The 23,741-nt window shown below is 32.9% G+C and carries 18 protein-coding genes; 9 read left to right on the top strand and 9 right to left on the bottom strand.

Features of this window, described 5'->3' with window-relative positions:
• Positions 1–11 precede the first annotated feature (11 nt).
• On the bottom strand, positions 12–2,375 hold the full coding sequence (locus DG435_RS11410) for a GAF domain-containing protein (RefSeq protein ID WP_106793523.1): 2,364 nt from the start codon (positions 2,373–2,375) through the stop codon (positions 12–14).
• A 375-nt stretch (positions 2,376–2,750) separates the two neighbouring features.
• Here DG435_RS11410 and DG435_RS11405 point away from each other — a divergent pair, with 375 nt between their 5' ends.
• Positions 2,751–3,884 carry a TlpA disulfide reductase family protein gene (locus tag DG435_RS11405; RefSeq protein WP_106793522.1) on the top strand — a complete coding sequence of 378 codons (1,134 nt, stop codon included), beginning with the start codon at positions 2,751–2,753 and terminating at the stop codon, positions 3,882–3,884.
• A 50-nt stretch (positions 3,885–3,934) separates the two neighbouring features.
• Here DG435_RS11405 and DG435_RS11400 read toward each other — a convergent pair whose 3' ends face one another.
• Positions 3,935–4,585 carry a rhomboid family intramembrane serine protease gene (locus DG435_RS11400; protein WP_106793521.1) on the bottom strand — a complete coding sequence of 217 codons (651 nt, stop codon included), beginning with the start codon at positions 4,583–4,585 and terminating at the stop codon, positions 3,935–3,937.
• A gap of 137 nt (positions 4,586–4,722) precedes the next feature.
• On the opposite strand from DG435_RS11400, the gene DG435_RS11395 reads away from it, so the two are divergent.
• Positions 4,723–5,622, top strand: coding sequence for a lysophospholipid acyltransferase family protein (locus DG435_RS11395; RefSeq protein ID WP_106793520.1), 900 nt, complete (start codon positions 4,723–4,725; stop codon positions 5,620–5,622).
• Between the two features lie 66 nt (positions 5,623–5,688).
• Positions 5,689–6,588, top strand: a complete 900-nt coding sequence (locus tag DG435_RS11390) for a lysophospholipid acyltransferase family protein (RefSeq protein ID WP_106793519.1) — start codon at positions 5,689–5,691, stop codon at positions 6,586–6,588.
• A 276-nt stretch (positions 6,589–6,864) separates the two neighbouring features.
• Here the strand turns inward: DG435_RS11390 and DG435_RS11385 are convergent, their stop codons facing one another.
• Together DG435_RS11385 and glmM are read right to left on the bottom strand one after the other, a co-directional pair.
• Entirely contained in the window at positions 6,865–7,854 is a 990-nt protein-coding gene (locus DG435_RS11385; protein WP_106793518.1) for a hypothetical protein, read from the bottom strand.
• A gap of 651 nt (positions 7,855–8,505) precedes the next feature.
• Positions 8,506–9,894 (bottom strand): phosphoglucosamine mutase, encoded by a 1,389-nt coding sequence (glmM, locus tag DG435_RS11380; protein WP_106793517.1) that lies wholly within the window; start codon positions 9,892–9,894, stop codon positions 8,506–8,508.
• A gap of 376 nt (positions 9,895–10,270) precedes the next feature.
• Between glmM and DG435_RS11375 the strand changes: the two genes are divergently transcribed.
• From DG435_RS11375 to DG435_RS11365, 3 genes are read left to right on the top strand one after another with little or no spacing between them, the layout of a single operon-like run.
• Positions 10,271–10,858 (top strand): ACP phosphodiesterase, encoded by a 588-nt coding sequence (locus DG435_RS11375; protein ID WP_106793516.1) that lies wholly within the window; start codon positions 10,271–10,273, stop codon positions 10,856–10,858.
• Positions 10,855–12,579 (top strand): gamma-glutamyltransferase, encoded by a 1,725-nt coding sequence (gene ggt, locus DG435_RS11370; protein WP_106793515.1) that lies wholly within the window; start codon positions 10,855–10,857, stop codon positions 12,577–12,579. Before DG435_RS11375 ends, ggt begins: the two co-directional genes overlap by 4 nt.
• A gap of 13 nt (positions 12,580–12,592) precedes the next feature.
• On the top strand, positions 12,593–13,267 hold the full coding sequence (locus DG435_RS11365; RefSeq protein WP_106793514.1) for a DNA alkylation repair protein: 675 nt from the start codon (positions 12,593–12,595) through the stop codon (positions 13,265–13,267).
• Between the two features lie 74 nt (positions 13,268–13,341).
• On the opposite strand, the gene DG435_RS11360 is transcribed toward DG435_RS11365, so the two are convergent.
• Positions 13,342–14,076: a head GIN domain-containing protein gene (locus DG435_RS11360; protein WP_106793513.1), complete on the bottom strand. Its 735-nt coding sequence runs from the start codon at positions 14,074–14,076 to the stop codon at positions 13,342–13,344.
• A gap of 342 nt (positions 14,077–14,418) precedes the next feature.
• On the bottom strand, positions 14,419–16,332 hold the full coding sequence (gene dnaK, locus DG435_RS11355) for a molecular chaperone DnaK (protein WP_106793512.1): 1,914 nt from the start codon (positions 16,330–16,332) through the stop codon (positions 14,419–14,421).
• Positions 16,333–16,558: 226 nt separating this feature from the next.
• Between dnaK and DG435_RS11350 the strand changes: the two genes are divergently transcribed.
• Positions 16,559–17,983, top strand: coding sequence for an L-serine ammonia-lyase (locus DG435_RS11350; RefSeq protein WP_106793511.1), 1,425 nt, complete (start codon positions 16,559–16,561; stop codon positions 17,981–17,983).
• A 71-nt stretch (positions 17,984–18,054) separates the two neighbouring features.
• On the opposite strand, the gene DG435_RS11345 is transcribed toward DG435_RS11350, so the two are convergent.
• Positions 18,055–18,534 carry a nuclear transport factor 2 family protein gene (locus DG435_RS11345; protein WP_106793510.1) on the bottom strand — a complete coding sequence of 160 codons (480 nt, stop codon included), beginning with the start codon at positions 18,532–18,534 and terminating at the stop codon, positions 18,055–18,057.
• A 159-nt stretch (positions 18,535–18,693) separates the two neighbouring features.
• On the opposite strand from DG435_RS11345, the gene panB reads away from it, so the two are divergent.
• Both panB and DG435_RS11335 read left to right on the top strand, forming a co-directional pair.
• Entirely contained in the window at positions 18,694–19,512 is an 819-nt protein-coding gene (gene panB, locus DG435_RS11340) for a 3-methyl-2-oxobutanoate hydroxymethyltransferase (protein WP_106793509.1), read from the top strand.
• Between the two features lie 43 nt (positions 19,513–19,555).
• A complete protein-coding gene (locus tag DG435_RS11335) occupies positions 19,556–20,257 on the top strand; it encodes an RluA family pseudouridine synthase (protein WP_106793508.1) in 702 nt (233 codons plus the stop codon).
• 23 nt (positions 20,258–20,280) lie between these two features.
• Here DG435_RS11335 and DG435_RS11330 read toward each other — a convergent pair whose 3' ends face one another.
• Both DG435_RS11330 and DG435_RS11325 read right to left on the bottom strand, forming a co-directional pair.
• On the bottom strand, positions 20,281–21,141 hold the full coding sequence (locus DG435_RS11330) for a DMT family transporter (RefSeq protein ID WP_234387131.1): 861 nt from the start codon (positions 21,139–21,141) through the stop codon (positions 20,281–20,283).
• A gap of 3 nt (positions 21,142–21,144) precedes the next feature.
• Positions 21,145–23,643, bottom strand: coding sequence for a T9SS type B sorting domain-containing protein (locus DG435_RS11325; protein WP_106793506.1), 2,499 nt, complete (start codon positions 23,641–23,643; stop codon positions 21,145–21,147).
• Positions 23,644–23,741: the final 98 nt, after the last annotated feature.

Below are 23,741 nucleotides of genomic sequence, written 5' to 3'. Positions count from 1 at the left end.
TAGTGTTTTGCTTAATTAATTTCTTTCATCAAGTCTTCGTATGTATAGTATTCTTTATCTTGTTCATTCTTGTGATAAAGGATATTAACTCGTAATGCTTTTAAACCTGTAACTCCCTGAAGATTATCTAATTCTACAATCTCAATTTCTTCTTCTAGATAATTCTTGGATTGCAAGAAATTAAGATACTTGATATACTCTCTTTCATCAGAACGTTGAGAATATATAATCACCAATTTACCTTTTTCTGTAACTCGTTGATCAGTACCTTTGATTTTTGATTTATCTACACGCTTTTTTACAACTTCATATCTTGCATTATAGGTTCCATCAACATCAAATCTTTTTTCATCCATTCTAAACCTAACCGATAAAGAAGAATTAAATACTAAAACCATAGAAGCGACATCCAATGCTATAGGTAACTCTTTTTTCATTTGATAATATGCATTTTCCATTTCACACATTATCTGTAACTGCCATAATCTTAGGTTATACAAATACACTTTATTGAAGCTGTCTTGTTTTGTTATCGATTCTCCGATATACATATTATGCTCTACCCCATCAGATTTAAATCGTTCAAAATAATGTGGATACATTCCTTGTGCTTCATCTTGTTTTTGATCTAATAAAGATGCCATCTTTTTATTGATAAGCATAACAGACTCATCGTACGCTTTACGATGTTTATAAACTGTCTTTATAACCTTATCCAGCATATTATCATATTGACCTATAAGGGTATCGAGTTCGATACTTTTTTGTTTAAGATGCTTAAACAATGGTGTAATTTCTTTTTTAATAAAGTTTAAAATTTTCTGTTCACTATCTACTTGCAATTGCTCTGTTATAGAATTAATATATCGATTTGTTCTATATTTTAATTGCTCATAAATAGGTATTGGGTCTGATTCTATGACTTTATTAATTACTTTAGAAATTCCTTTAAGCTGTAACACCAGATCTTTTTGTATTGCTTCGTTACGGGCATCAGAAGAACCTTTTATATCAATTTGCCCATATAATGGGTATACATTTTCAAAAACGACTTCCCTAAACGACACAGGATTCTCATCCACCATGGCACGCATAAATCGTTTCGCTTCTTGTTTAAATTTCCAATGTACGCTGGGATGAATCGAGGTACATTCCTGCTGAATGATCAACTCTAACTCATTCTCTGTTTTAGATTTAGAACGTAGAACAGAATCTACCAAATATGGCATAACATCCTGTAATTTATTAGCATTAATACTATTCAATTCATGAACATTAGGCGATACAATTTCTAAAATACCTAATAATTTATTACCACTTTTTATAGGAGCAAGTATTGCACTATTAATACCTTGAGCTATCAGATTTTTATACATGATCTGATCCTTAGCTAACTTTTGATATTTTTTCACATCAGAAATAGCAAAATATGTAGATTCTTCAAAAAGATAATGATATGTTCCATCGCATAGAGCCGACTCACAACAATCAGAATACTTATCGGATAAAATATAACTATCTATATCCTTAAAAGGCACTCTTTCTAATATTTTTTCTTCTGGATTATAACTAGAAAAACCGACTTTAATTTCATATAAATTGAATATCGCTCTAAAAATTTGTTGAAAACTGCCTACAAAATCGCCATGTGTTTTATCATATTTAATAAGGCTGGTTTTAAAGTCAGACAACGAAACATCTGTAGTAACATCAAACATATTAGCAATAACAACACCTTTAAAAATCCAACTATGTGGTGGGAATTTTTCTTTCCATATGTCTACATTATCAAAATTATCTAATAACTCTGCTACATCTTCATCTGTAATATCTTTGGCTTTATCTGTTTTAATAACATCAATAAAATCACCATTATACATGATTCTGTAATGCCTCATTATTCCCATAGCATCAGGAATATCATAAAAGAAAGGCCTTCTAAAATCAATATTATACCCATAATAACTATTCAAAATCATACTACATCCCATGATATAATAATGCTTCTCATCAAAGTTTTTAATCTGAGGTTCAAAATCATTACCTGCAGTGGCTATTATATTTTGATAACGATCGGATGATTTTAGAACCGTATTATGAAAAGGTATTGTAGCAATCTTTATTTCATTTTGCTGTAGAATTTGTGCAAAAGAATCTTCTAATATCAAATCAATCTGAGGTAACAATTCATTTATCCTCGTTTCTTCCTTTATCCCTTCTTCTAATTCGGGATATTCTTTTGCAATTTTTAAAACTCGTGAAGCTCTATCTTTAACAAGTTCATTACCATTTTTGAACAATTCTCTATAATGTTCAAAAAATTTTGAAAAACTAATCGATATGTCTAATGGAAAATCTTGCTCTAAACCCCTCATGTCTGCTCTTTTCTGGTAGTTTACAAAAATAATACAAACCAAATTGTATCACTAGATATTAACAATTAATTAAACCATTATTTTTAACCTAGTAAATCTATGTGGTTATTATATCTGACGAATACAGCTATAAAAATTGGACAACAAATTAAGATAAACTTATTTCTGCCATATCCTTCATCATAAATTTGCATGTATTAACTATTTAAGTTAGACTAAAAATCATGGTGATTTGTTACATAAAAGATACGAATTTTCTTCTAATTCTGTATCTATAACAAAATATCCCTTAACAATTCTTTTTATCTACAACGTTAATTTTTGGAGTATATACTTTGGATTCTTTATTTTTACGATCAATTAATCCAAATTACTATGAAAAGAATTGCTTTGTTTGTTACGATTCTCCTGCTTGTAGCTTGTCAAAAAGATCAAAAAGGGTATACTATTACTGCCGATACTGCCGGTTTTAAAGATGGAACAGTGGTCTATGTTAATGCAATTAGCCAATCCAACAGACCTATTATTATTGACTCTGTAAGTATACAACAGGATCAATTTCAAATCACTTTACCTCCTCCAGAAAGTAAGGATTTTAATTATTTGACTTTTAAAGACATTAGAGGAAATGTATTGTTCATGGCAGAGAACAATCCTATAGAAATGACAATCTACAAAGATAGTTTGCGCTCTTCTGTGATTAAAGGAGGTTCTGAAAATGAATTATTCTTTTCCTATGTTAATACTGTTAAAAGATATGGTGAAGAGAAATTAAATCTAAACAACCAATATCAGATTGCTTCAAAATTAGGTGAGACAGATAAAGTTGTTAAAATATCCCTTGAAAGACAAGAGTTGATTGAAAAAGAAAAGCAATTTAGAAAAGGTATTACAGATAACACCAATTCTTTAGTATCAATTATAGCCATTACAGAACTTTTAAACCTTAAGCTACTAACTGCGCAAGAAGCTAAACTGAAGTTTGATCAAATTGATGATACGCTGAAGCCTACAAGGTTAGGTAAAAACCTAAATATGCTTATTAATAATGTAGTCTCTGCTTCTAAACAAAAGAAAATAGATATAGGAGTTACTGCTGAGGATTTTTCTGCTCCCACCCCAGAAGGTAAAATGCTATCTCTTAAAGAATCTATGGGTAAAATTACCATTATTGATTTTTGGGCTTCCTGGTGCAAACCTTGCAGAATGGAAAACCCAAATGTTGTAAAAGTATATAACAAATATCACGATAAAGGGCTCAATATTATTGGAGTATCTTTAGATAAAAAACAAGCAGCCTGGACCAAAGCTATTGCAGATGATAACCTGGAATGGAACCATGTTTCTAATTTACAATTTTGGCAAGAACCTATTGCCAGAGCCTATGGTGTAAGATCCATACCTGCCACTTTTATCATTGACGAAAAAGGAAATGTAATTGCCAAGAATCTTAGAGGGCCTGCATTAGAAAAGAAAATTTCAGAATTACTAGAACAAAAATCTCTTTAATTCAAAATACAGAATATGAATAAAAACGACCTTTTTAGGTCGTTTTTTTGTTATAGCTTTCCCAGCCTTTGTAAAATAAAAAGAATAATAATCGGAACCGCCAATAGGCCAATCATGAATAAATTTTCTTGAAACAACCAAGGAGCCAAAATTAGAGTTATTATATACCCTCCAACAGCCCCTCCAAAATGAGCATCATGGCCTATATTACCTATTTTGTTTTTCATTCCGAAAATAGAATATAACAAATACCCAATACCAAAAATATATGCAGGGATAGGGATAGGAATAAACATTAAATATAAGCTCATATCTGGTCTAAATAGAATACCTGCATATATAACTCCAGAAACAGCTCCACTCGCTCCTACCGCACTATAATGATATTCATCCTTATGGAAAAACAAGGAAAATAAATTTCCCACTAACAAACTACCAAAATATACTATCAAAAACTTAACATTACCAAAGAAGCTAACAACAACAGGTGCAAAAAAATAAAGTGTAAACATATTAAAGAACAAGTGCATCATGTCTACATGCAAGAACCCCGAAGTTAACATTCTAATTTGCTCTCCTCTTCTTATTCCTCCTATATTAAACTTATATTTTTCAAAAAAAGAAAAGTCATTAAACCCTTTTAATGACATCAATATATTAGCTCCTATAATTATAATTATAACAATGTCAAGTGTCCCCATACAACAGTAATTTTGTCCAAATATACTATATATTTATCTCAAAAAACCCAGCCAAACTATCGTTTTCTTATTAGCAAAAGTTTATGATAAAAAAAATCGGAAAATTTTATATTTGTATCCTTAATTTAACTTCATCAATGCAATTATTTGTATATCGTTTAGTTTATCCAATATTGTGGTTTATTTCAAAATTACCATGGAGACTTTTTTATGCTTTTTCTACAGGTGTGTTTTTTCTTACATATTATGTTTTTCGGTATAGAAGAAAAACTGTAACTCATAACCTAGAGTTAGTTTTTCCTAACAAAACTTCTCAAGAAATAAAAAAAATACGAAGGGAATTTTACCAGCATATGTGCGATATGTTTCTTGAAATGATCAAATCGATATCCATTTCAAATGAAGAAATGCAAGAACGATTTAAGGTTACAAATATTGAAAAACTACACGAATTAGAGGCAAAAGGAGAAAATATAATGATATTTATGGCCCACTATGCTAGTTATGAGTGGGCAAATGTAATTGATATACAAACAAATTTTCAAGCAGTTGGTGTTTATAAGAAAATAGGAAATAAATACTTTGATAGATTAGTACATCGAATCAGAGCTCGATTTGGTTCAAGACTAGTTGGTACTAAAGATGCTATGAAAGTAATTACAGAAGATCAATCTAAAGAAGGGTTGTACATGTATGGGTTAATTTCTGATCAATCTCCAAAGTTATATAAAGCAACCTTTTGGACTGATTTTATGGACATTAAGGTTCCTGTCTTTTTAGGTGCAGAAGTATTATCTAAGCGATTGGGACTAAACACATATTATCTACAAGTTGAAAAATTAAGAAGAGGATATTATGAAGCTACTTTTGTTACACTAACTGAGGATTCAAAAAACTGTGAAGACTACTCAATTATAAAAAGTTATCTTAGATTACTAGAAAACCAAATCTATAATAAACCACAGTATTATTTATGGTCTCACAAACGATGGAAACACCGTAATGCACCTATTCCTGAAGGCGCCACTGTAGATTAAAACGTGTATTCATCTACAGATTGTTAAATAAGCTTACCTTTACACGTTTTTAACTACATTACATTTATGCAATTAATCATATATTACTTAGTATATCCTATAATATTGGGCATCTCTAAACTACCTTGGCGATTATTTTATGCATTTTCTACCTGTACTTATATTTTGGTATACTATATTATTAGGTATAGAAGAAAAACAGTAACCGAAAACTTACAGCTAGTCTTCCCAGAAAAGTCTAAAAAAGAAATTAAGGATATCGGTAAATCATTTTATAAACATATGTGTGATATGTTTTTAGAAATGACAAAATCGCTTTCGATTTCTAGAGAAGAATTAATAAAACGTTATAAAGTTGTAAACCTAGATGAGTTTCATGAATTTGAAAGAAAGAATAAAAGTATAATTACATTAATGGGACATTATGGTAGTTTCGAATGGTCTAATGCAGTCGATCTTGTGTCTTTAAACCCATGTGTAGGGATCTATAAACAAATAGAAAACAAATATTTTGATCGTCTTGCACATCGCATACGTGGTCGTTTTGACTCCAGACTAATCCCTAGCCATAAAGTGGCAAGACAAATTATAAAAGATAAAAAGGAAGGCACCGTATGTGGATATGGTATGATTTCTGACCAATCTCCGAAAATATACAACGCAAAATATTGGACAGATTTTATGGGTGTCAAAGTCCCTATATTTTTAGGAGGTGAATTCTTAGCACAACGACTTGATGTTATTGTATTGTACCTTCATGTAGAAAAAGTAAAGCGAGGGCATTATGAAGTAAGGTTCATTCCTATCTCTGAAAACAGTAAAGAAGAAGAGCCATATTTTATCATAAAGAAATACCTTCAATTACTTGAAAATCAAATTCGTGAAAAACCTCAATATTACCTATGGACTCACAAACGTTGGAAACATAGAAATTCACCTATTCCAGAAGGAGCCATAGTAGATTAACCCAATACATCAAATTTGTTATATTATAAAGTTCGATCTATTTATATTCTAGTTATAAAAAGGTAATAGTAACTCCAATTATAGAAATACTAGTAAACTCAATTTTATTAGAAGGTATTGTTTTATCTCCTTTTCTTTTAAATATTTATTATACTACAGAAGATTTATTACTCGAAATCTAAGCTGTTATTTTTATTTGTTGTTATCTTTTACGCGTATAAAACAAAAATGGGAATTTTTTTAAATTCCCATTTTATTATTTGCAATGCAGTTGTATTACCAATTAACATTGGCATTAAATTGTTGATTATCACCATTTACTTTATGAAAAACTGTTCCACTTAAGCTTACTTCCCACTTATAAAGGGAGGTATTTGTAGGGTTAAAAAACACATGAGTAGCTAAAGGAAAGTATTTTGTCCCTTTAAGTGGATTACTACAATTGTTATAACTACTAAGAGAGAAGTATTGAGTATTTCCAGATTGAGAACCTGTATGAAATTTCATTTTACAATTCCCAGATACATTCACATTATATAATCTTTCTGTAGTCGTATTGTTATATACCCAATTAGAACCACCTTTATGACTCATTCTTAATTTGAAATAAACATCAGATTGTGTAACTCCAAATAAATTTAGTGTTTCAACAGCCAAATAATGCACTAATCTGTATTTTAAGCTTTTATTTTTTGGAGTTCCACAATAACTTTGATACGTATTTCTGTCAAATTCTTTCCATCCATTAGTTGGCTTGTAAAGAGTTCCGTTTTGTACACTCAATGTTACTTTACTAGCAGTACCTTCCAATTCAGTTTCTTCTAAAGGTGATAATTCTTGCTCAAAAGTACCAATAACTTTATCCTCTTTAATTAAATTGCCAGAATCATCAATAGTATTTTCATAAAAAATTCCATCTGAGTAGTTTATTAGTTTATTCCCAATTTTAAATTCTTTGTTCTCATTTAAAATAAATAAAAATGCATAAGGAGTACTATTTTTATCTTCTATTGAAATTTTATCAGAATTATACACAGAAACATAGTTATGCCCATAACTCCATTTTTCGTAATCTGAAACTTCATTAAAAGTGCTAAATAATCTAAGAGTGTTTTTGAAGTCTTCAGAATCATCAAAAATTTTAATTCGTTCTAATCCTAAGTCATTTGATTTTGAGTCCTCTACTAGTGTGTCATTTTCGGTACTACAAGAAAATAATGAGAATGATACTACTAAGGCTAAGCCAATTTTTACAAGTTTTTTCATGATTTTGTTATTTAATGGTTTTGATTAAATTTTTGTTATAAACTCAGTATACTATTCGACAAATAGTTTACTTATGCTCTCATGTTACCAGAAGCATAATTCTGTTACCCAAGAATATTATCTTTTTTTCTGAAACACCAAATAACATTTTAATTATCAAGAGAGTAATGAACAGCTCTAATTAAGGGAGGCTTATAATCCTGGAATACGAAAAAGAATATGGTATAAAAGTAACCATTCGGCAAACCACATATTGTTTGCAATCAGAAATTACGCCACAAAGAACGATATTCACAAGATACTTCTAAAGGAGTTAGAATAACTGGTACGGATGAAAGAGGAAAACCTGGTGACAGCAATTTTGTTCTATTCAAAAGGTTTTATGTATATAATGATTCTAGTATCAAAAATAAACTTGAGTGTTCTACTGTAGAAGATAATTTATTTAATGAACTCGAAAAATGCCAGAGTAAATAAAGAATCTTATTCAACAGTAGTTCATCCAAAAATATAAGATATCTACACCAACTCAAGGTAGAAATAGATATCTTATATTTAGAAATAAGCTCTTTCTGAAGTAATACAAGTTTTATTAAATCTCACGCTATAACCCTTGTAAAGAAAACTCAGAAGTAATATGTTTAGCTAAATTTAGATTCCAGCTATTTCTTTTAAAGTAATGATTGTATCTTCTGCCAACGAATCTGCTTTTTCCTGGCTTAAGGCTTCTGTATAAATACGAATGATAGGTTCTGTATTACTTTTACGTAAATGAACCCAACAATCTTCAAAATCAACTTTTACACCATCTACAGTAGACACCTCTTCTGAAACATATTTTGAATGGAATCCTTTTAAAATACCATCAACATCTAAACCTGGAGTTAGTTGAATTTTATTTTTACTCATAAAATAAGAAGGGTAGCTATCACGTAACTCGCTCACACTGCATTTCTTTTCTGCCAGATGTGTAAGAAATAAGGCTACTCCTACCAAAGAATCTCTTCCGTAATGTGATTCTGGATATATAATCCCTCCATTACCTTCACCGCCGATAACTGCATTATTTGCTTTCATCAACTCTACTACATTTACTTCACCTACAGCACTTGCTTCATAATTACCATTATGTTTTTGTGTTACATCTCTTAATGCTCTGCTTGAAGACAAGTTAGAAACAGTATTACCATTAGTTTTCCCTAATACAAAATCAGCACAAGCAACCAATGTGTATTCTTCTCCAAACATCTCTCCGTTCTCACTCATAAAAGCAAGACGATCTACATCTGGATCAACGGTAATTCCCATATCAGCTTTTTCCTTAACTACTAATTCGGATAAATCTGTTAAATGTTCTTTTAAAGGTTCTGGATTATGAGGAAAATGTCCATTAGGTTCACAGTATAATTCAATAGTTTCTACTCCCATTTTTCTAAGCAATCTAGGTATTGCAATACCTCCTGTAGAGTTAACTGCATCTACAACAACCTTGAAGCCAGATTTACTCACCAATTCTGCATTTACCAGAGATAGATTTAGTACTTCTTCAATATGTTTATCGATATATGTGTCATTTACGGTAATACTCCCCAGATCATCAACATCTGCAAAAACATACTTGTCGTTTTCTGCTATATCTAAAATCTTTTTGCCATTTTCTGCATTCAAAAATTCTCCTTTATTGTTAAGTAATTTTAATGCATTCCATTGTTTTGGATTATGACTAGCGGTAAGAATTATTCCTCCATCTGCTTTTTCTAAAGGTACAGCTATTTCTACAGTAGGTGTAGTAGAAAGTCCTAAATCAATAACATGAATCCCTAATCCAACCAAACTATTCATTACCAATTGTTGAATCATAGATCCAGAAATTCTGGCATCACGACCTACTACAACAGTTGGATGATCTTTATTAGTTTCATTTTTTAGCCAACTTCCATAAGCCGAAGCAAATTTTACCGCATCTACTGGCGTAAGATTATCACCAACTGTTCCTCCAATTGTTCCTCTAATCCCTGAAATTGATTTTATTAACGTCATATATTTTGATTGATTTTTTCTATTTCGAACAAATGTACAAGATATGACAAACAGCAACAATTTAATAGGTTAGAATTTTATAAATACGCACATGTTTTCCCCAAATTAATGACTCATAAAAAAGCATGGAGCATCTTCTATAGTGTATTTAGGCTATTACAATTTATTTTCGACAACTTCGATACATCCATTATCTGTCATAGTTACATAGAAAGTACTAAAATCATTACTAAATGTAATATTGCTAGGCTTACTACCATTAAGTTTTATTTATTTTAACCGGTTAACCTTTGGTTTTTTTACAAGTGATATTTTTTATCATACAAACGACTATAATTAATCGATATTAGTATTTAAAAAATCGTATTTTAACCCAATGAATTTTCTAGCCCACATATACCTTTCTGGTGAAGATCAAGAACTTAAAATAGGTAATTTTATCGCAGATTCTGTCAAAGGGAAAAAGCAATTACTACAATATCCAGACCGTATACGGCAAGGTATTACCTTACATCGTAAAATTGACTCATATACCGATACTCATTCTATTGTTAGAAAAAGTGTGTCCAGGCTATTTCCAAAATACAGGCATTACAGTACTGTAATTGTAGATGTTCTTTATGATCATTTTCTAGCAGCCAATTGGAAAGAATACTCTGATATTCCTCTCGAAACATATGTCGCAGAATTTTATGATTTACTGCATGAATACCATGAAGTCTTACCAAAACAGATTCAAAATTTCATGCCCTATATGATTAAGGACAATTGGCTTCTTAGCTATGCTACTATTCCAGGAATTGGTACAATATTATATCAAATGAATCAGAGAACAAAAAATAGATCTAAGATGAATTTTGCTGTCATCGAACTCGAACAATATTACTCTGATTTTGACAAGGAATTTCGTTCGTTTTTTGGAGAATTAGAACTTTACACTAAAAATGAAATAAGAACATTATGAAAATAAAACCCATCAGACATTTATTTTACATCTCTCTGCTTATCCTAAGTTTTTCATGTAAAACCAATACAGAAATAAAAAAAGAGGTTGAAAAGGTTGAACCGGTTGTAGGTCTTGTTACCCAAAAAGCTATGGTAGTTTCTGCCCGGGAAGAAGCTTCAAAAATTGGAGCAGACATCATGAAAAAAGGAGGAAACGCTTTTGATGCTATGATTGGTACAGCGATGGCACTGGCGGTTACATACCCTGTTGCAGGAAATCTAGGAGGTGGTGGATTTATGGTATATCGAAAAGCTGATGGTGAAACGGGTGCTTTGGATTATAGAGAAAAAGGACCTCTCGCATCAACCAAAGATATGTATCTGGATGACAATGGAGATTTTATTCCTAAAAAAAGTCAACTGGGAGCTATGGCTGTTGGTGTCCCCGGAACCGTTGCCGGTATTTTTGAAGTGCATAAAAAATTTGGAACTCTACCAATAGAAGACATACTCACTCCTGTGGTACAATTGGCAAAAAGAGGTTTTGTTATTACCGAAAAACAAGAAAAACGTTTTGTACATTATGAAGATCTATTCTATGAAGCAAATGAGGATACAATCCCTATTCTTAAAGGCTATAAAGCTAATGACACTCTAAAAAACATAAAACTAGCTGAAACGCTCGAAAGGATTATAAAAAATGGAGCTGCCGAGTTATACGAAGGAGAATCTGGTAAAAAATTAGTTGATTTCATCCAATCAAGAGGTGGGATAATAACTATGGATGATTTGGCAAAATACCAAGCAAAATGGCGTAAACCAGTACAGTTTAGATATAAAAACCTCAATATAACTTCTATGTCTCCGCCTTCTAGTGGAGGTGTATGTCTTGCCCAGATCATGAAAATGATAGAACCTCATGATCTAAGTAGTTATGGACATAATACACTCAAAACTATTCAGGTTATTACAGAAGCAGAGCGAAGGGCTTATGCAGACCGCAGTTTCTATTTGGGTGATCCTGATTTTGTAAAAATCCCGGTCGATACACTAATTAGCGAATCTTATCTTTCTGATCGTATGCTGGATTTTAGTTTTGATAAAGCTACATTGTCATCAGATATAAACTGTGGAATTATTCCTGGATATGAAAGTGACGAAACTACCCACTACTCTATTGTAGATCAGTTTGGTAATGCAATTTCTGTAACAACAACACTTAATGGAGCATATGGTTCGAAACTGTATGTGCCAGAATTAGGTTTTTTCCTAAATAATGAGATGGATGATTTTAGTGCCAAACCTGGTGTTCCAAACATGTTTGGGTTAACAGGTGCCGAGGCCAATGCTGTAGCTCCCGAAAAAAGAATGTTAAGTTCTATGACTCCTACAATTGTAGAAAAAGATGAGAAATTATGGATGTCTGTTGGTACTCCTGGCGGATCAACAATTATTACTTCTGTGCTCCAAACTATTTTGAATGTATCAGAATTTGGAATGACCATGCAAGATGCGGTCAATGCCCCTCGTTTTCATCATCAATGGTTACCCGATGTAGTAGTGTTTGAACCAGAATCTTTTGATAATGATTTATTAGATAGTCTACGGAAAAAAGGGTATCAAATCAATGAAGAGGATTCTAAAATTATAGGTAAAGTTGATGGTATCCTTGTACTTCCTGATGGAAGACTGGAAGGTGGTGCAGATAAAAGAGGCGATGATACTGCAATAGGGTTTTAATCAATATAGAAACATGGATTTCACAACTTCTCTAATAGCTATACTAGAAAGCAATGCTAATGCTAAAGAAGCAGTAAGAATGGAAGCGTATATGAAAAATCGTTTTTCTTATTACGGTATAAAAGCCCCTATTCGAAAAGCTCTTTTTAAAAATGTAGTCCGTGAATACATTCCTAAGCTATCTCATGATCATGTGATTACTATCGCAAATACTCTTTACAAAAAACCGAAACGAGAACTTCATTATTGTGCTATGGAACTAGTTGATCAGTTCTTAAAAAAGAAATACAACATAGCAGACATTGATTTTATAGAACAACTTATTACCACTAATTCCTGGTGGGACTCTGTTGATTTTATTGCAAAACATATTTTAGGAAAATATTTATTACAATTTCCTGATCAAATACCTCCTGTGATTGAGAAATTTTCAAATTCTGATAAGATGTGGCTTAACCGAAGTGCAATCTTATTTCAATTAGGATACAAAGACAAAACGGACTATCGATTATTATGTAAACTTTGTGAGCAACATAAATCTTCTAATGAGTTCTTTATAAAGAAAGCTATTGGGTGGGCGTTGCGAGAATACTCAAAAGTAAATCCTGAAGCTGTAGTTACCTTTATAACCAACACTAAACTGAAGCCTTTATCCGAAAAAGAAGGATTAAAAAGAATCCATTCTTAATTAATCTGTCCAGAGCCCCGATATCAGGGCTCTATAAGACAGATAAAGAATAGTAACACTTAAATTATTTATATTTAATCTACCTTTTTAATTTTACCCATCCCACGATGATCTAATTTTGTGGTTTTGGCATTTCCTTTATAATAAACGCTACCAATACCAGAAGAAGTTATACTGATTTCTTGCTGTGCATTTACTTCTACTTTTCCGATACCAGAGTTATTTATCTCTAATTTCTGAGCAACCAAATCAAAAGCTCTTAAAGCACCTGTACCATTATTATCCAGGGTTACTTCTGCAACCTTTCCTTTCAAAGCAAAATTACCTACCATTGAAATTTCACCATCTAATTTTTTACAATCTAATTCTAAAGACGTATTTCCTACTCCAGATGCTTCGATATCAAGTACATTTAGGGATAGTTTAGAAGAAGTTTTGACATTCCCTACTCCTTTTACCTCTAGCTTTGTTATATCTTTTAGAGTCACATAAACGTTCATTTTGGTTTTTTTCTTCACGTTTATTCCTTTTTTCCAACTTAAAACCAATGCATTTCCTTTGTTCTTAATAACTACAACCTCTTGCAGGTTCTCATCAGTTTCTACTTTTACAGATTCATTTTCTCCTTGAGAGAGATATACATTATAAACTCCATTTACGATGATTTCATTAAAAGTCGATATTGTTCTTTCTTGGGCAACAACATTACCATTACCTCTTAACTTATTTTGAGCCATCATTGGATTAATGGCTAATAAGGATACTATCATACAGATTAAGACTGCGAAATTATTGTTTTGTGTTTTCATTTTAGATCTATTTTAAATGTTTTTGGATGATTCTATTTATAATCAAAAGACAAAACTATTCTCATAATGTTACAGTTAGCGGAGCACAAAATTTAAAAAAACGGAAAGCAACAAAAAATAACTGTATGATTAAAAATAATTAAGATTATAAAAATCAGCTCTAATTATTAGGCATTTGTCACTTACATTTTGGCACTAATCACAAACTATCTATTACTAATGATTCTTAAGAATGTTATTTTAATGATAAAGATATATGGTCGTATTTGTTCATACATAGAAAAACAAAAAATGCGCAGCCAAAAGCTGCGCATTTTAATTTATATATAAACTAGTATATACTTATTTTACTTCCTCAAAATCAACATCCTCTACATCACTTCCTTCAGAATCGTCATTAGAAGATTGATCTGCTCCTGCATCAGGGCCAGGTTGTCCATCCTGTTGTGCGTCTGCCTGAGCTTTGTACATTTCTTCACTAGCTACTTTCCATGCTTCATTGATTTTATCAAGAGCCGGTTGAATTAAAGCTAAATCTTTAGACTCATACGCTTTCTTCAGTTCTTCTAAAGCTTCTTCAACTGGTTTTTTCTTATCATCAGATAATTTATCACCAAATTCTTTAAGTTGCTTTTCTGTTTGGAAGATCATTCCGTCGGCTTCATTAAGCTTGTCTGCAGTTTCTTTTGCTGTTTTATCTGCTTCAGCATTTGCTTCTGCTTCTTGCTTCATTTTCTCAATTTCTTCATCTGTTAATCCTGAAGAAGCTTCGATACGAATATCCTGAGATTTGTTTGTAGCTTTATCTGTAGCAGAAACTTTGATAATACCATTAGCATCGATATCAAAAGTAACTTCGATCTGAGGTGTTCCTCTTTGTGCTGGTGGAATTCCATCTAAGTGAAAACGACCAATTGTCTTGTTATCTGCTGCCATTGGGCGCTCCCCTTGTAATACATGGATCTCTACCGATGGCTGATTATCTGCAGCTGTAGAAAACACTTGTGATTTCTTAGTAGGGATCGTAGTGTTAGCTTCAATAAGCTTAGTCATTACATTACCCATTGTCTCGATACCAAGAGAAAGTGGAGTTACGTCTAATAAAAGTACATCTTTAACATCTCCAGTCAACACTCCTCCTTGAATTGCTGCTCCAACGGCAACAACCTCATCTGGATTTACACCCTTACTTGGTGCTTTTCCAAAGAATTTTTCTACTGCTTCCTGTACTGCAGGAATACGAGTAGATCCACCAACTAATATAATCTCATCAATATCACTTGTAGATAATCCTGCTGCCTTAAGCGCAGTACGACAAGGCTCTATAGTTCTTTTTACTAAGTCATCGATCAATTGATCAAATTTAGACTTAGTTAATGATCTTACCAAGTGCTTAGGTCCACTTGCTGTAGCCGTAACATATGGTAAATTAATTTCTGTTTGCGAAGAAGATGATAATTCAATCTTAGCCTTTTCTGCAGCTTCTTTAAGACGTTGTAATGCCATAGGATCTTGTCTAAGATCCATATTTTCATCAGCCTTAAACTCTTCTGCTAACCAATCAATTATTTTTTGATCTACATCATCTCCTCCTAAATGTGTATCTCCATCTGTAGATAGTACTTCAAAAACACCATCTCCTAATTCGAGGATAGATACATCATGTGTACCTCCACCAAAATCAAATACAACGATTTTCTGATCTGTACCTTTTTTATCAAGTCCATATGCCAGAGCTGCTGCTGTAGGCTCATTAATAATTCGTTCTACTTTAAGGCCTGCAATCTCACCAGCTTCTTTAGTAGCCTGACGTTGTGCATCATTAAAGTAAGCAGGTACAGTAATTACTGCACTGGTTACATCCTGACCAAGATAATCCTCTGCTGTTTTCTTCATTTTCTGAAGTGTCATTGCAGATAATTCTTGTGGTGTATATAAACGACCATCGATATCTACTCGAGGTGTATCATTATCTCCTTTTACAACTTTATAAGCTGCTCTTTCAGCTTCTTTTGAAGATTCTGAGAATTTATTTCCCATAAACCTCTTAATAGAAGAGATAGTCTTAGTTGGATTTGTAACCGCTTGACGTTTTGCAGGGTCTCCTACTTTAATTTCTCCTCCTTCTACAAAAGCTATTACAGAAGGGGTAGTTCTTTTACCTTCGGCATTAGGGATTACTACAGGCTCATTACCTTCCATTACAGAAACACAAGAGTTGGTTGTCCCTAAGTCTATTCCTATTATTTTACTCATTTTTATCTTAAATTGTTATACTATTATTCTTAATAACTTATTGCTGTTAAGTCAATGATTATGCCATTACGATCTATCTGACAGGATGTCATTATTGTTTTAGTCTTCTTAATGAATTGATCACAAAGGCGAAAGAAAAACAATATTAACTATTCTTTAAAAAATGAGTTTCTTTGTTGTCAAAAAACTATATTTACCCCCGAAATTTTATCAATAATTTTGTATTATGGAATGCATCAGTGTTTTTGATATGCTGAAAATAGGCGTAGGTCCTTCAAGTTCACACACATTAGGTCCCTGGCGTGCCGGAAGACGATGGATCGCAGAACTAAAAGAAAAAGAACTCTTTGAATCTGTTTCAACCATTACAATTGATCTTTTTGGGTCATTATCATTAACAGGAAAAGGTCATGCAACAGATATTGCTGTAATTCTAGGTTTATGTGGTTATGATCCACAAACTATCGATGTTTCTACAATTGCTACTATTATTGAAAACATAAACACTTCTAAGCAACTCTCTTTTAATAGTGAGCTTCAAGTATCTTTTGATCCAGAAACACAAATTATTTTTAATAGAGAGTTCAAAGAATTTCATCCTAATGGTATGACTTTTCATGCCAAACTGAAAGATGGAAAAAAAGTTTCGTCTTCTTTTTATTCTATTGGAGGAGGTTTTGTAGTAAAAGAAGAACGAAAGAGAAAAGAAAAAAAGCTTACTGCTTTCAAACAATTCCCTATGCCTATTCATAAGGCAACTGATCTCTTAGAGTATTGTACATCAAAAAACAAAAAGGTATCCGAAATTGTTCTCGACAATGAGCGCTCATTACAAAGCGATGCTGAAATCGATGAAAGAATTGCACAAGTCTGGAAGGTAATGCTAGAATCTATGTATACTGGTTGTCATACAGAAGGTACATTACCTGGTGGATTAAATGTAAGACGAAGAGCATATGATACTCATAAAAAATTGATGGGTACTACTGCTTATACTACTCCAACAGAATGGATTGAAGCTATTCGAAATACTGAAGTAAAATTTCGTCAAATATTAAAATGGGTATCTTGTTTTGCTTTGGCAGTCAATGAGGTAAATGCATCTCTTGGTCGTGTTGTCACCGCTCCCACTAATGGGAGTGCTGGTGTTATACCCGCCGTAATGATGTATTATATGGTTATTGAAAATCATGATGCAAATTTTGATGATGTAAAACAATTTATGCTGGTTGCCGGAGAAATTGGCAGTCTTTTCAAAAAAGGAGCTACTATTTCTGCAGCTATGGGAGGATGCCAGGCAGAAATTGGAGTTTCATCTGCAATGGCGGCTGGCGCTTTAACCGAACTTATGGGAGGTACTCCAGAACAAGTATTAATGGCAAGCGAAATTGCAATGGAGCATCATCTGGGATTAACATGTGATCCTATCGCTGGATTGGTACAGATTCCTTGTATCGAACGAAATGCAATGGGAGCCATAAAAGCTATTAATGCTTGTGAAATGGCTTTGGATACAGATGCTGCAAATGCTAAAGTACCTTTAGATAAAGTAATTGAAACCATGTGGGAAACCGCTCAGGACATGAACACAAAGTATAAAGAAACCAGTGAAGGTGGTTTGGCAGTAAAAGTAAATCTTAGTGATTGCTAATCTATAAATCACCAGTAATAAAAACACAAAGATCAAAACCTATATTGTTACAGGTATCTAATTAATATATTTTACTTACACCCCTCTCTAAATCTAGTATCTGCAATAGCAATAATTTTCCAGGTTTTACCGTCATTAAATAGTTGAAATACATTTACGCCACAATGACTAAAATTATCATTGACATAAAACTCATAAGGAGTCCAGGCATTTGCAATTGCAGAATCTGCATCAATTTTAAATGCTAGTAAACGTTCGTCCCATTTTTGTTCTGCTGGTCTATTTTGTATAGCTGTTAAAATTTTTTCTATATCAGTTTTTACTGTTTTTATCTCTCCTTCTTTGGTTCTCACTATAGTTTGTACTGCTATATTTTTGTCTATAGTAGTTTTCATCTTAGCAGTATCACCAGCGTGAAACCCTTCAAAAAAATCCAAAACAGTCTGTTTTACTTCTTTTTCGTAGCGGTTTTGGTCATCTTTAGATATATTTTTCTGAGAAAAAATACTACATGAGAAGAATAAAATAACCCATATTGATACTTTATGCATAATGTTCATTATTTTTGGATAGGTATAAAAATAAGGTTTTAATAACTACTGTGCCATATAATTTTCACTTCAATATACTAAAGAAAAATCAAAAACAGATTACACTTGTTACCATATAGGTAATTGATTACTTTTACAATCCTAAAAAAACAATTCAAAATGTCTACAGCAAAAAAAGATTATAAGCGCGTTACAGTAAAATCTCTTATCGAGATGAAGGCTAATGCAGAAAAGATATCCATGCTAACCGCTTATGATTATACTATGGCCAAAATTGTTGATGGTGCCGGAGTCGATGTTATTCTTGTAGGAGATTCTGCTTCTAATGTAATGGCAGGTCACGAAACTACACTACCTATTACATTAGATCAAATGATTTATCATGCGTCTTCTGTAATTCGAGCAATTGATCGCGCATTAATTGTTGTAGATTTACCATTTGGAAGTTACCAGAGTGACCCTAAAGAAGCTTTACGTTCTGCAATACGGATTATGAAAGAATCAGGAGGACATGCCGTAAAACTTGAAGGGGGAAAAGAAGTTAAGGAATCTATTAAAAGAATTCTTAATGCTGGTATCCCGGTTATGGGACACCTTGGTCTTACCCCGCAATCTATATATAAATTCGGAACCTATACTGTACGGGCAAAAGAAGAAGAAGAAGCACAAAAATTAAAGCAAGATGCTCTTATGCTTGAGAAAGCAGGATGTTTTGCCGTCGTTCTTGAAAAAGTACCTGCCAAATTGGCTAAAGAAGTAGCCGAAAGCCTTACTATTCCTATCATTGGTATTGGAGCAGGAAATGGAGTAGATGGACAAGTGTTGGTGACTCATGATATGTTAGGAATGACACATGAATTTAACCCTCGGTTTTTAAGACGTTATTTAGACTTATACACAGAAATGACTAATGCTTTTAAGCAATATGTTACCGATGTGAAGGCTGTTGATTTCCCTAATGAAGATGAGCAATATTAATTAGTTAGTAGTCGAATATACTCAATTACCTTATTTACAAAAGTTGGTCAAAAAAATCATTTCAAATAAAAACAATCTTCAGGTACTGCATGAAGACAACCATATTATTGTTATCAATAAGCGTTCGGGAGATATTGTACAAGGTGATAAGACTGGCGACAAACCTCTTAGCGAAGTTGTCAAAGAATATATTGCAGAAAAATATAATAAACCAGGAGCAGTATACCTAGGTGTTGTACACCGTTTAGATAGGCCTACTAGTGGAATCGTAGTGTTTGCAAGAACAAGCAAAGCTCTTCCTAGACTCAACTCATTATTTGCAAACAAAGAAGCTCAAAAAACATATTGGGCCGTAGTAAAGGATTGTCCGCCTAAAAAGCATGACAACTTAACACATTGGCTAAAGCGTAATCCAAAACAGAATAAATCCTATGCATATACAAACGAAGTACCTGATAGTAAAAAAGCAGTTTTAGAATACCAGTTAATCAAAAAGCTCGATAATTACTGTTTATTAGAAATTGACCTTCATACGGGACGCCATCATCAAATACGATCTCAGCTCTCTAGTATTGGTTGTATAATCAAAGGGGATTTAAAATATGGAGCAAATCGTAGTAATAAAGATGGAAGCATTCATTTACATGCCCGGAAATTAACCTTTATTCATCCTGTTAAAAAAGAACCTATATCTGTCACTGCTCCCCCGCCTTCTGATCCTATTTGGAATGATTGCTTGATTTAAGCTTCCGGTTATTACCTTTTTGACTACTTGTAAGTTCGTATACTTTCAATCACTACTGATGTTAAAATCAGGACACCTCCTATAATTGTTGAAAACACAGGGATTTCTCCTAAAAAAATAATTCCTATAATTATCCCATATACCGGTTGCACACTACTTATGATACTAGCCGTTGTAATCGAAAATCGTTTAAAACTTGCCAGAAACAATGTATGCCCAATAGCAGTGGTTAATAAAGCCAGAGTTAGTGTAGGTAACCATTGATCTTTTATACCAGAACTATCCATAACAAATAAGAAAGGTAGAAGAAAAACACTAATAACGACTAATTGATACCACATCAATACCGAACCGTTATAGTTACCAACTTTGGTTTTCATAATAAGGTTTCGCAGTGAATAACATAAAGCAGATATTATTCCTAAAATTACTGCTTTTGTATATGAATTACTAAAATCTAGATCAGGAACCAGGAAATAAATACCTAGTAGTACTAACAATGCTAACAACAAATGTCCTTTCTGAAATTTTGTTTTTAACAATATTGGTTCTAACAGAGCTGTAATCACTGGATAAGTAAATATAGAAAGCATTCCTATAGCAACATTAGACAACTTTAAAGCATAGAAATAAGTCACCCAATGTAACCCCATTAATATGCCGCTTAAAATAATTGTCGGTCGATCTTTACTTCCTGTTTTAAAAGAAATCCCTTTCCATCTGCAAAAAATAAATAACAATATCCCTGCTAGAATAGATCTAAAGCAAATAATCACAGGTACTGGCATATCGATATACCTTCCTAATGCTCCCGAGGTGCTAATTAACAACATAGCAAAATTTAACTCGAGTATGTTTTTTAAGTGTTGGTTACTTTTTGACAAGATTTATCGAATTAATGAGAAATTAGAATTAAATACTTTAGGCACACCATTTTCAATATAACGTACTTTAAACCAATAATCACTTGCTGGTAATTGTCTTCCACTATAGGTTCCATCCCAATTGCCATTTACACCAAGATCTTTTAAGAGTTTACCAAATCTATTAAAAATTAAAACCTGAGATATTATCACATTTGTACTACCTGTAATCCCCCAAGAGTCATGAAATCCATCTCCATTAGGTGTAAAATACCTTGGATAGTCTACGACTATTTCTACTTTAGACTCTAATTCATCACACATACGTAAATCTCTAACAAATACGGTATGCTCTCCTCTTGAAACCCCTGTAAAAATATTAGATGCCTGCCAATCTCTATTATCTATTCTAAATTCATATGTTCCATTTCCGACCACTGTAACTTCAATGGTAGCATTATCAGAAAATGCTCCTGATAACAGTTCTGCCGTAACACTTTCTGGAGGGTAAGAAGTTACTACTGATGTACTTTTTGATATTTCGCACCCTGTAACTATACTTGTAGCTAGTACACTATACTGCCCGGGAGTATCTGGTAAAAAAGAAGCATCTATTTCTCCTGGCATTTCATTTCCTGCCACTGGCGCAGTTCCTGTATACCATTGAAACGTATAATCTGAAGCATTTAACCCTGTTTCAATACGATCTTCGGGTACTAGATTAAGTACTCCTCCATCACTTTGTAAACATAATGTATATTCATCTTCAAACGTAATGGGCTCAAAAGGATTAACGATCAGAGTGATATGCTCTCCTAATCCCAAACAAGAATTTGCTCCTTTATTTTCTACTCTTACATATAGATTAATCCTAAAAGGAGATGAATTATTTCTGTAATTGGAGATATCGGTTATCTCATTTTGTTCGGATAATGCATCTGCCTGATTTTCATAATAACTAATGGTTAAATTTTGACCACCAGGGTACAACTGGGTTATTTGAGGAGTAGCGTCACTAAAATTAAATGTTGCAATTCCGTCTGTAGGGTCGACATCATCTGCCTCACAAGCAGTATACGTAAGATTAAAATTAGCAGGAATCTGCGTTGTTGAAACTTCGAGATCAACTCGTGATGTTCTAAAACAATCTGCTATAGATTCTACTCTTGCATAAACTACACTGGTCTGTATGGTTGGATTAGGGTATGCTGTAAAATTTGTGATTTGATCTGCTTGATTTCCTGCTATAGCGAGCTGTTCTGTTAAATAATATGAAAAAGTCTCATTTGCAGCATTAGTCGATATCAAAGAATTCGCTTCAGATAAATTAAATAATGAAAAACCATCAATATCATCATCACATTGCAGGAGTCGTACCGAATTCAAAACATTTGGAGGAGGGACAAATTCAACATTTATAGAGTCAGACGATGAACATCCACTAGCGATATTTACTTCTACACTATACACTCCATTTTGGGTAACTTCTAATTGAGCTCCTCCTGCAATAAGCGTTGTTCCGTCTCCTGCTGCCAAAGGGGCTCCATTTTTCTTCCAGGTATAGGTAGGGTTATTTCCTACTGTAGCATTTAAGGTAATTGGCACCCCAAGACATCCTGGATTACCAGATGCCAATGTTCTGTCTTCTCCCAGATCTCCACCAATATTAAAACTTCCGGCAGCTAGAAATACCGCAGAATCAAACTGCCCGTCTCGATTTTCTGCAATAACAAGTTTAATTGTATATCGCTCACCAACAACCACACTTCCTGCAGCTGTCAATACTTTTGTATATCCATTAAAATCTATAGGAGCAGCAGCTCCTGGACGAATTGTTCTATTATAGAAATTTGGATTTCTTGGAGGACATTCTGAAACCTGATTAATCACATCAACAAAATCTCCATCATTATTTAAATCCACTCCCTCATTAACAGTAGTTACTTTAATAGGAGTATTTGTACCTGGTACCACCGCTAAGTTTCTCGAATTCCCAGATGAATCAGTAAGAATAAAAGCAAAGACATCAGAAAATGTACAAGGAAAAGCTTCGGTATATTCTTCTGAAGCAAATAAGAAATCGAAGCTAATAAAATCTATAGTTGGCACAAAATCAAATTGAATAAAACTAGCATTATGCAAATTGACTGTGCTAGTAACTGATCCCAAGTCACTATCACCACCCCACCCCGAAGCATCACCTTCGGACAATGCTATTGGGCCATTTGGGCCAACTGCGCTCCTAGCATTTCCGGTACTTAAAATTACTCCTCTATCAATCTCAAAACCAGAATTATTGGATTCAAAATAGCCTATACCATTAAATCCAAAATTGTTCCCTGTGAAAGAAGATATATTTTCTACCGTTGCGCAGGGGCTATCTATCAAAACATCTTCTACTAACTGCTCTATAGTAAAAGAACTATCATCCACTGTTATCTGAGCATTAGTAGATAATGTGGAAAAAAAACAAATATAAAAAACTCTTTTTGCAGTTAAGTTTTTTGGTATCCATAAATTCATTACGACTTACTATTAAATGGAATATAATCCACATGCAATATTCCTTACCATCACAGAGAAAGTTGCGTATTGGATATTACAAACTAAAATACGAGTAT

It is taken from the genome of Aquimarina sp. Aq78, assembly GCF_900299525.1.
Lineage (GTDB): Bacteria > Bacteroidota > Bacteroidia > Flavobacteriales > Flavobacteriaceae > Aquimarina.
This window is presented reverse-complemented; position numbering and strand designations above follow the sequence as displayed.

Bases quoted from the DNA above. Each gene is read 5' to 3' on its own strand.
- DG435_RS11410 (WP_106793523.1), bottom strand. From the start codon at position 2,375: ATGAGGGGTTTAGAGCAAGATTTTCCATTAGACATATCGATTAGTTTT.
- DG435_RS11405 (WP_106793522.1), top strand. From the start codon at position 2,751: ATGAAAAGAATTGCTTTGTTTGTTACGATTCTCCTGCTTGTAGCTTGT.
- DG435_RS11400 (WP_106793521.1), bottom strand. From the start codon at position 4,585: ATGGGGACACTTGACATTGTTATAATTATAATTATAGGAGCTAATATA.
- DG435_RS11395 (WP_106793520.1), top strand. From the start codon at position 4,723: ATGCAATTATTTGTATATCGTTTAGTTTATCCAATATTGTGGTTTATT.
- DG435_RS11390 (WP_106793519.1), top strand. From the start codon at position 5,689: ATGCAATTAATCATATATTACTTAGTATATCCTATAATATTGGGCATC.
- DG435_RS11385 (WP_106793518.1), bottom strand. From the start codon at position 7,854: ATGAAAAAACTTGTAAAAATTGGCTTAGCCTTAGTAGTATCATTCTCA.
- glmM (WP_106793517.1), bottom strand. From the start codon at position 9,894: ATGACGTTAATAAAATCAATTTCAGGGATTAGAGGAACAATTGGAGGA.
- DG435_RS11375 (WP_106793516.1), top strand. From the start codon at position 10,271: ATGAATTTTCTAGCCCACATATACCTTTCTGGTGAAGATCAAGAACTT.
- ggt (WP_106793515.1), top strand. From the start codon at position 10,855: ATGAAAATAAAACCCATCAGACATTTATTTTACATCTCTCTGCTTATC.
- DG435_RS11365 (WP_106793514.1), top strand. From the start codon at position 12,593: ATGGATTTCACAACTTCTCTAATAGCTATACTAGAAAGCAATGCTAAT.
- DG435_RS11360 (WP_106793513.1), bottom strand. From the start codon at position 14,076: ATGAAAACACAAAACAATAATTTCGCAGTCTTAATCTGTATGATAGTA.
- dnaK (WP_106793512.1), bottom strand. From the start codon at position 16,332: ATGAGTAAAATAATAGGAATAGACTTAGGGACAACCAACTCTTGTGTT.
- DG435_RS11350 (WP_106793511.1), top strand. From the start codon at position 16,559: ATGGAATGCATCAGTGTTTTTGATATGCTGAAAATAGGCGTAGGTCCT.
- DG435_RS11345 (WP_106793510.1), bottom strand. From the start codon at position 18,534: ATGCATAAAGTATCAATATGGGTTATTTTATTCTTCTCATGTAGTATT.
- panB (WP_106793509.1), top strand. From the start codon at position 18,694: ATGTCTACAGCAAAAAAAGATTATAAGCGCGTTACAGTAAAATCTCTT.
- DG435_RS11325 (WP_106793506.1), bottom strand. From the start codon at position 23,643: ATGAATTTATGGATACCAAAAAACTTAACTGCAAAAAGAGTTTTTTAT.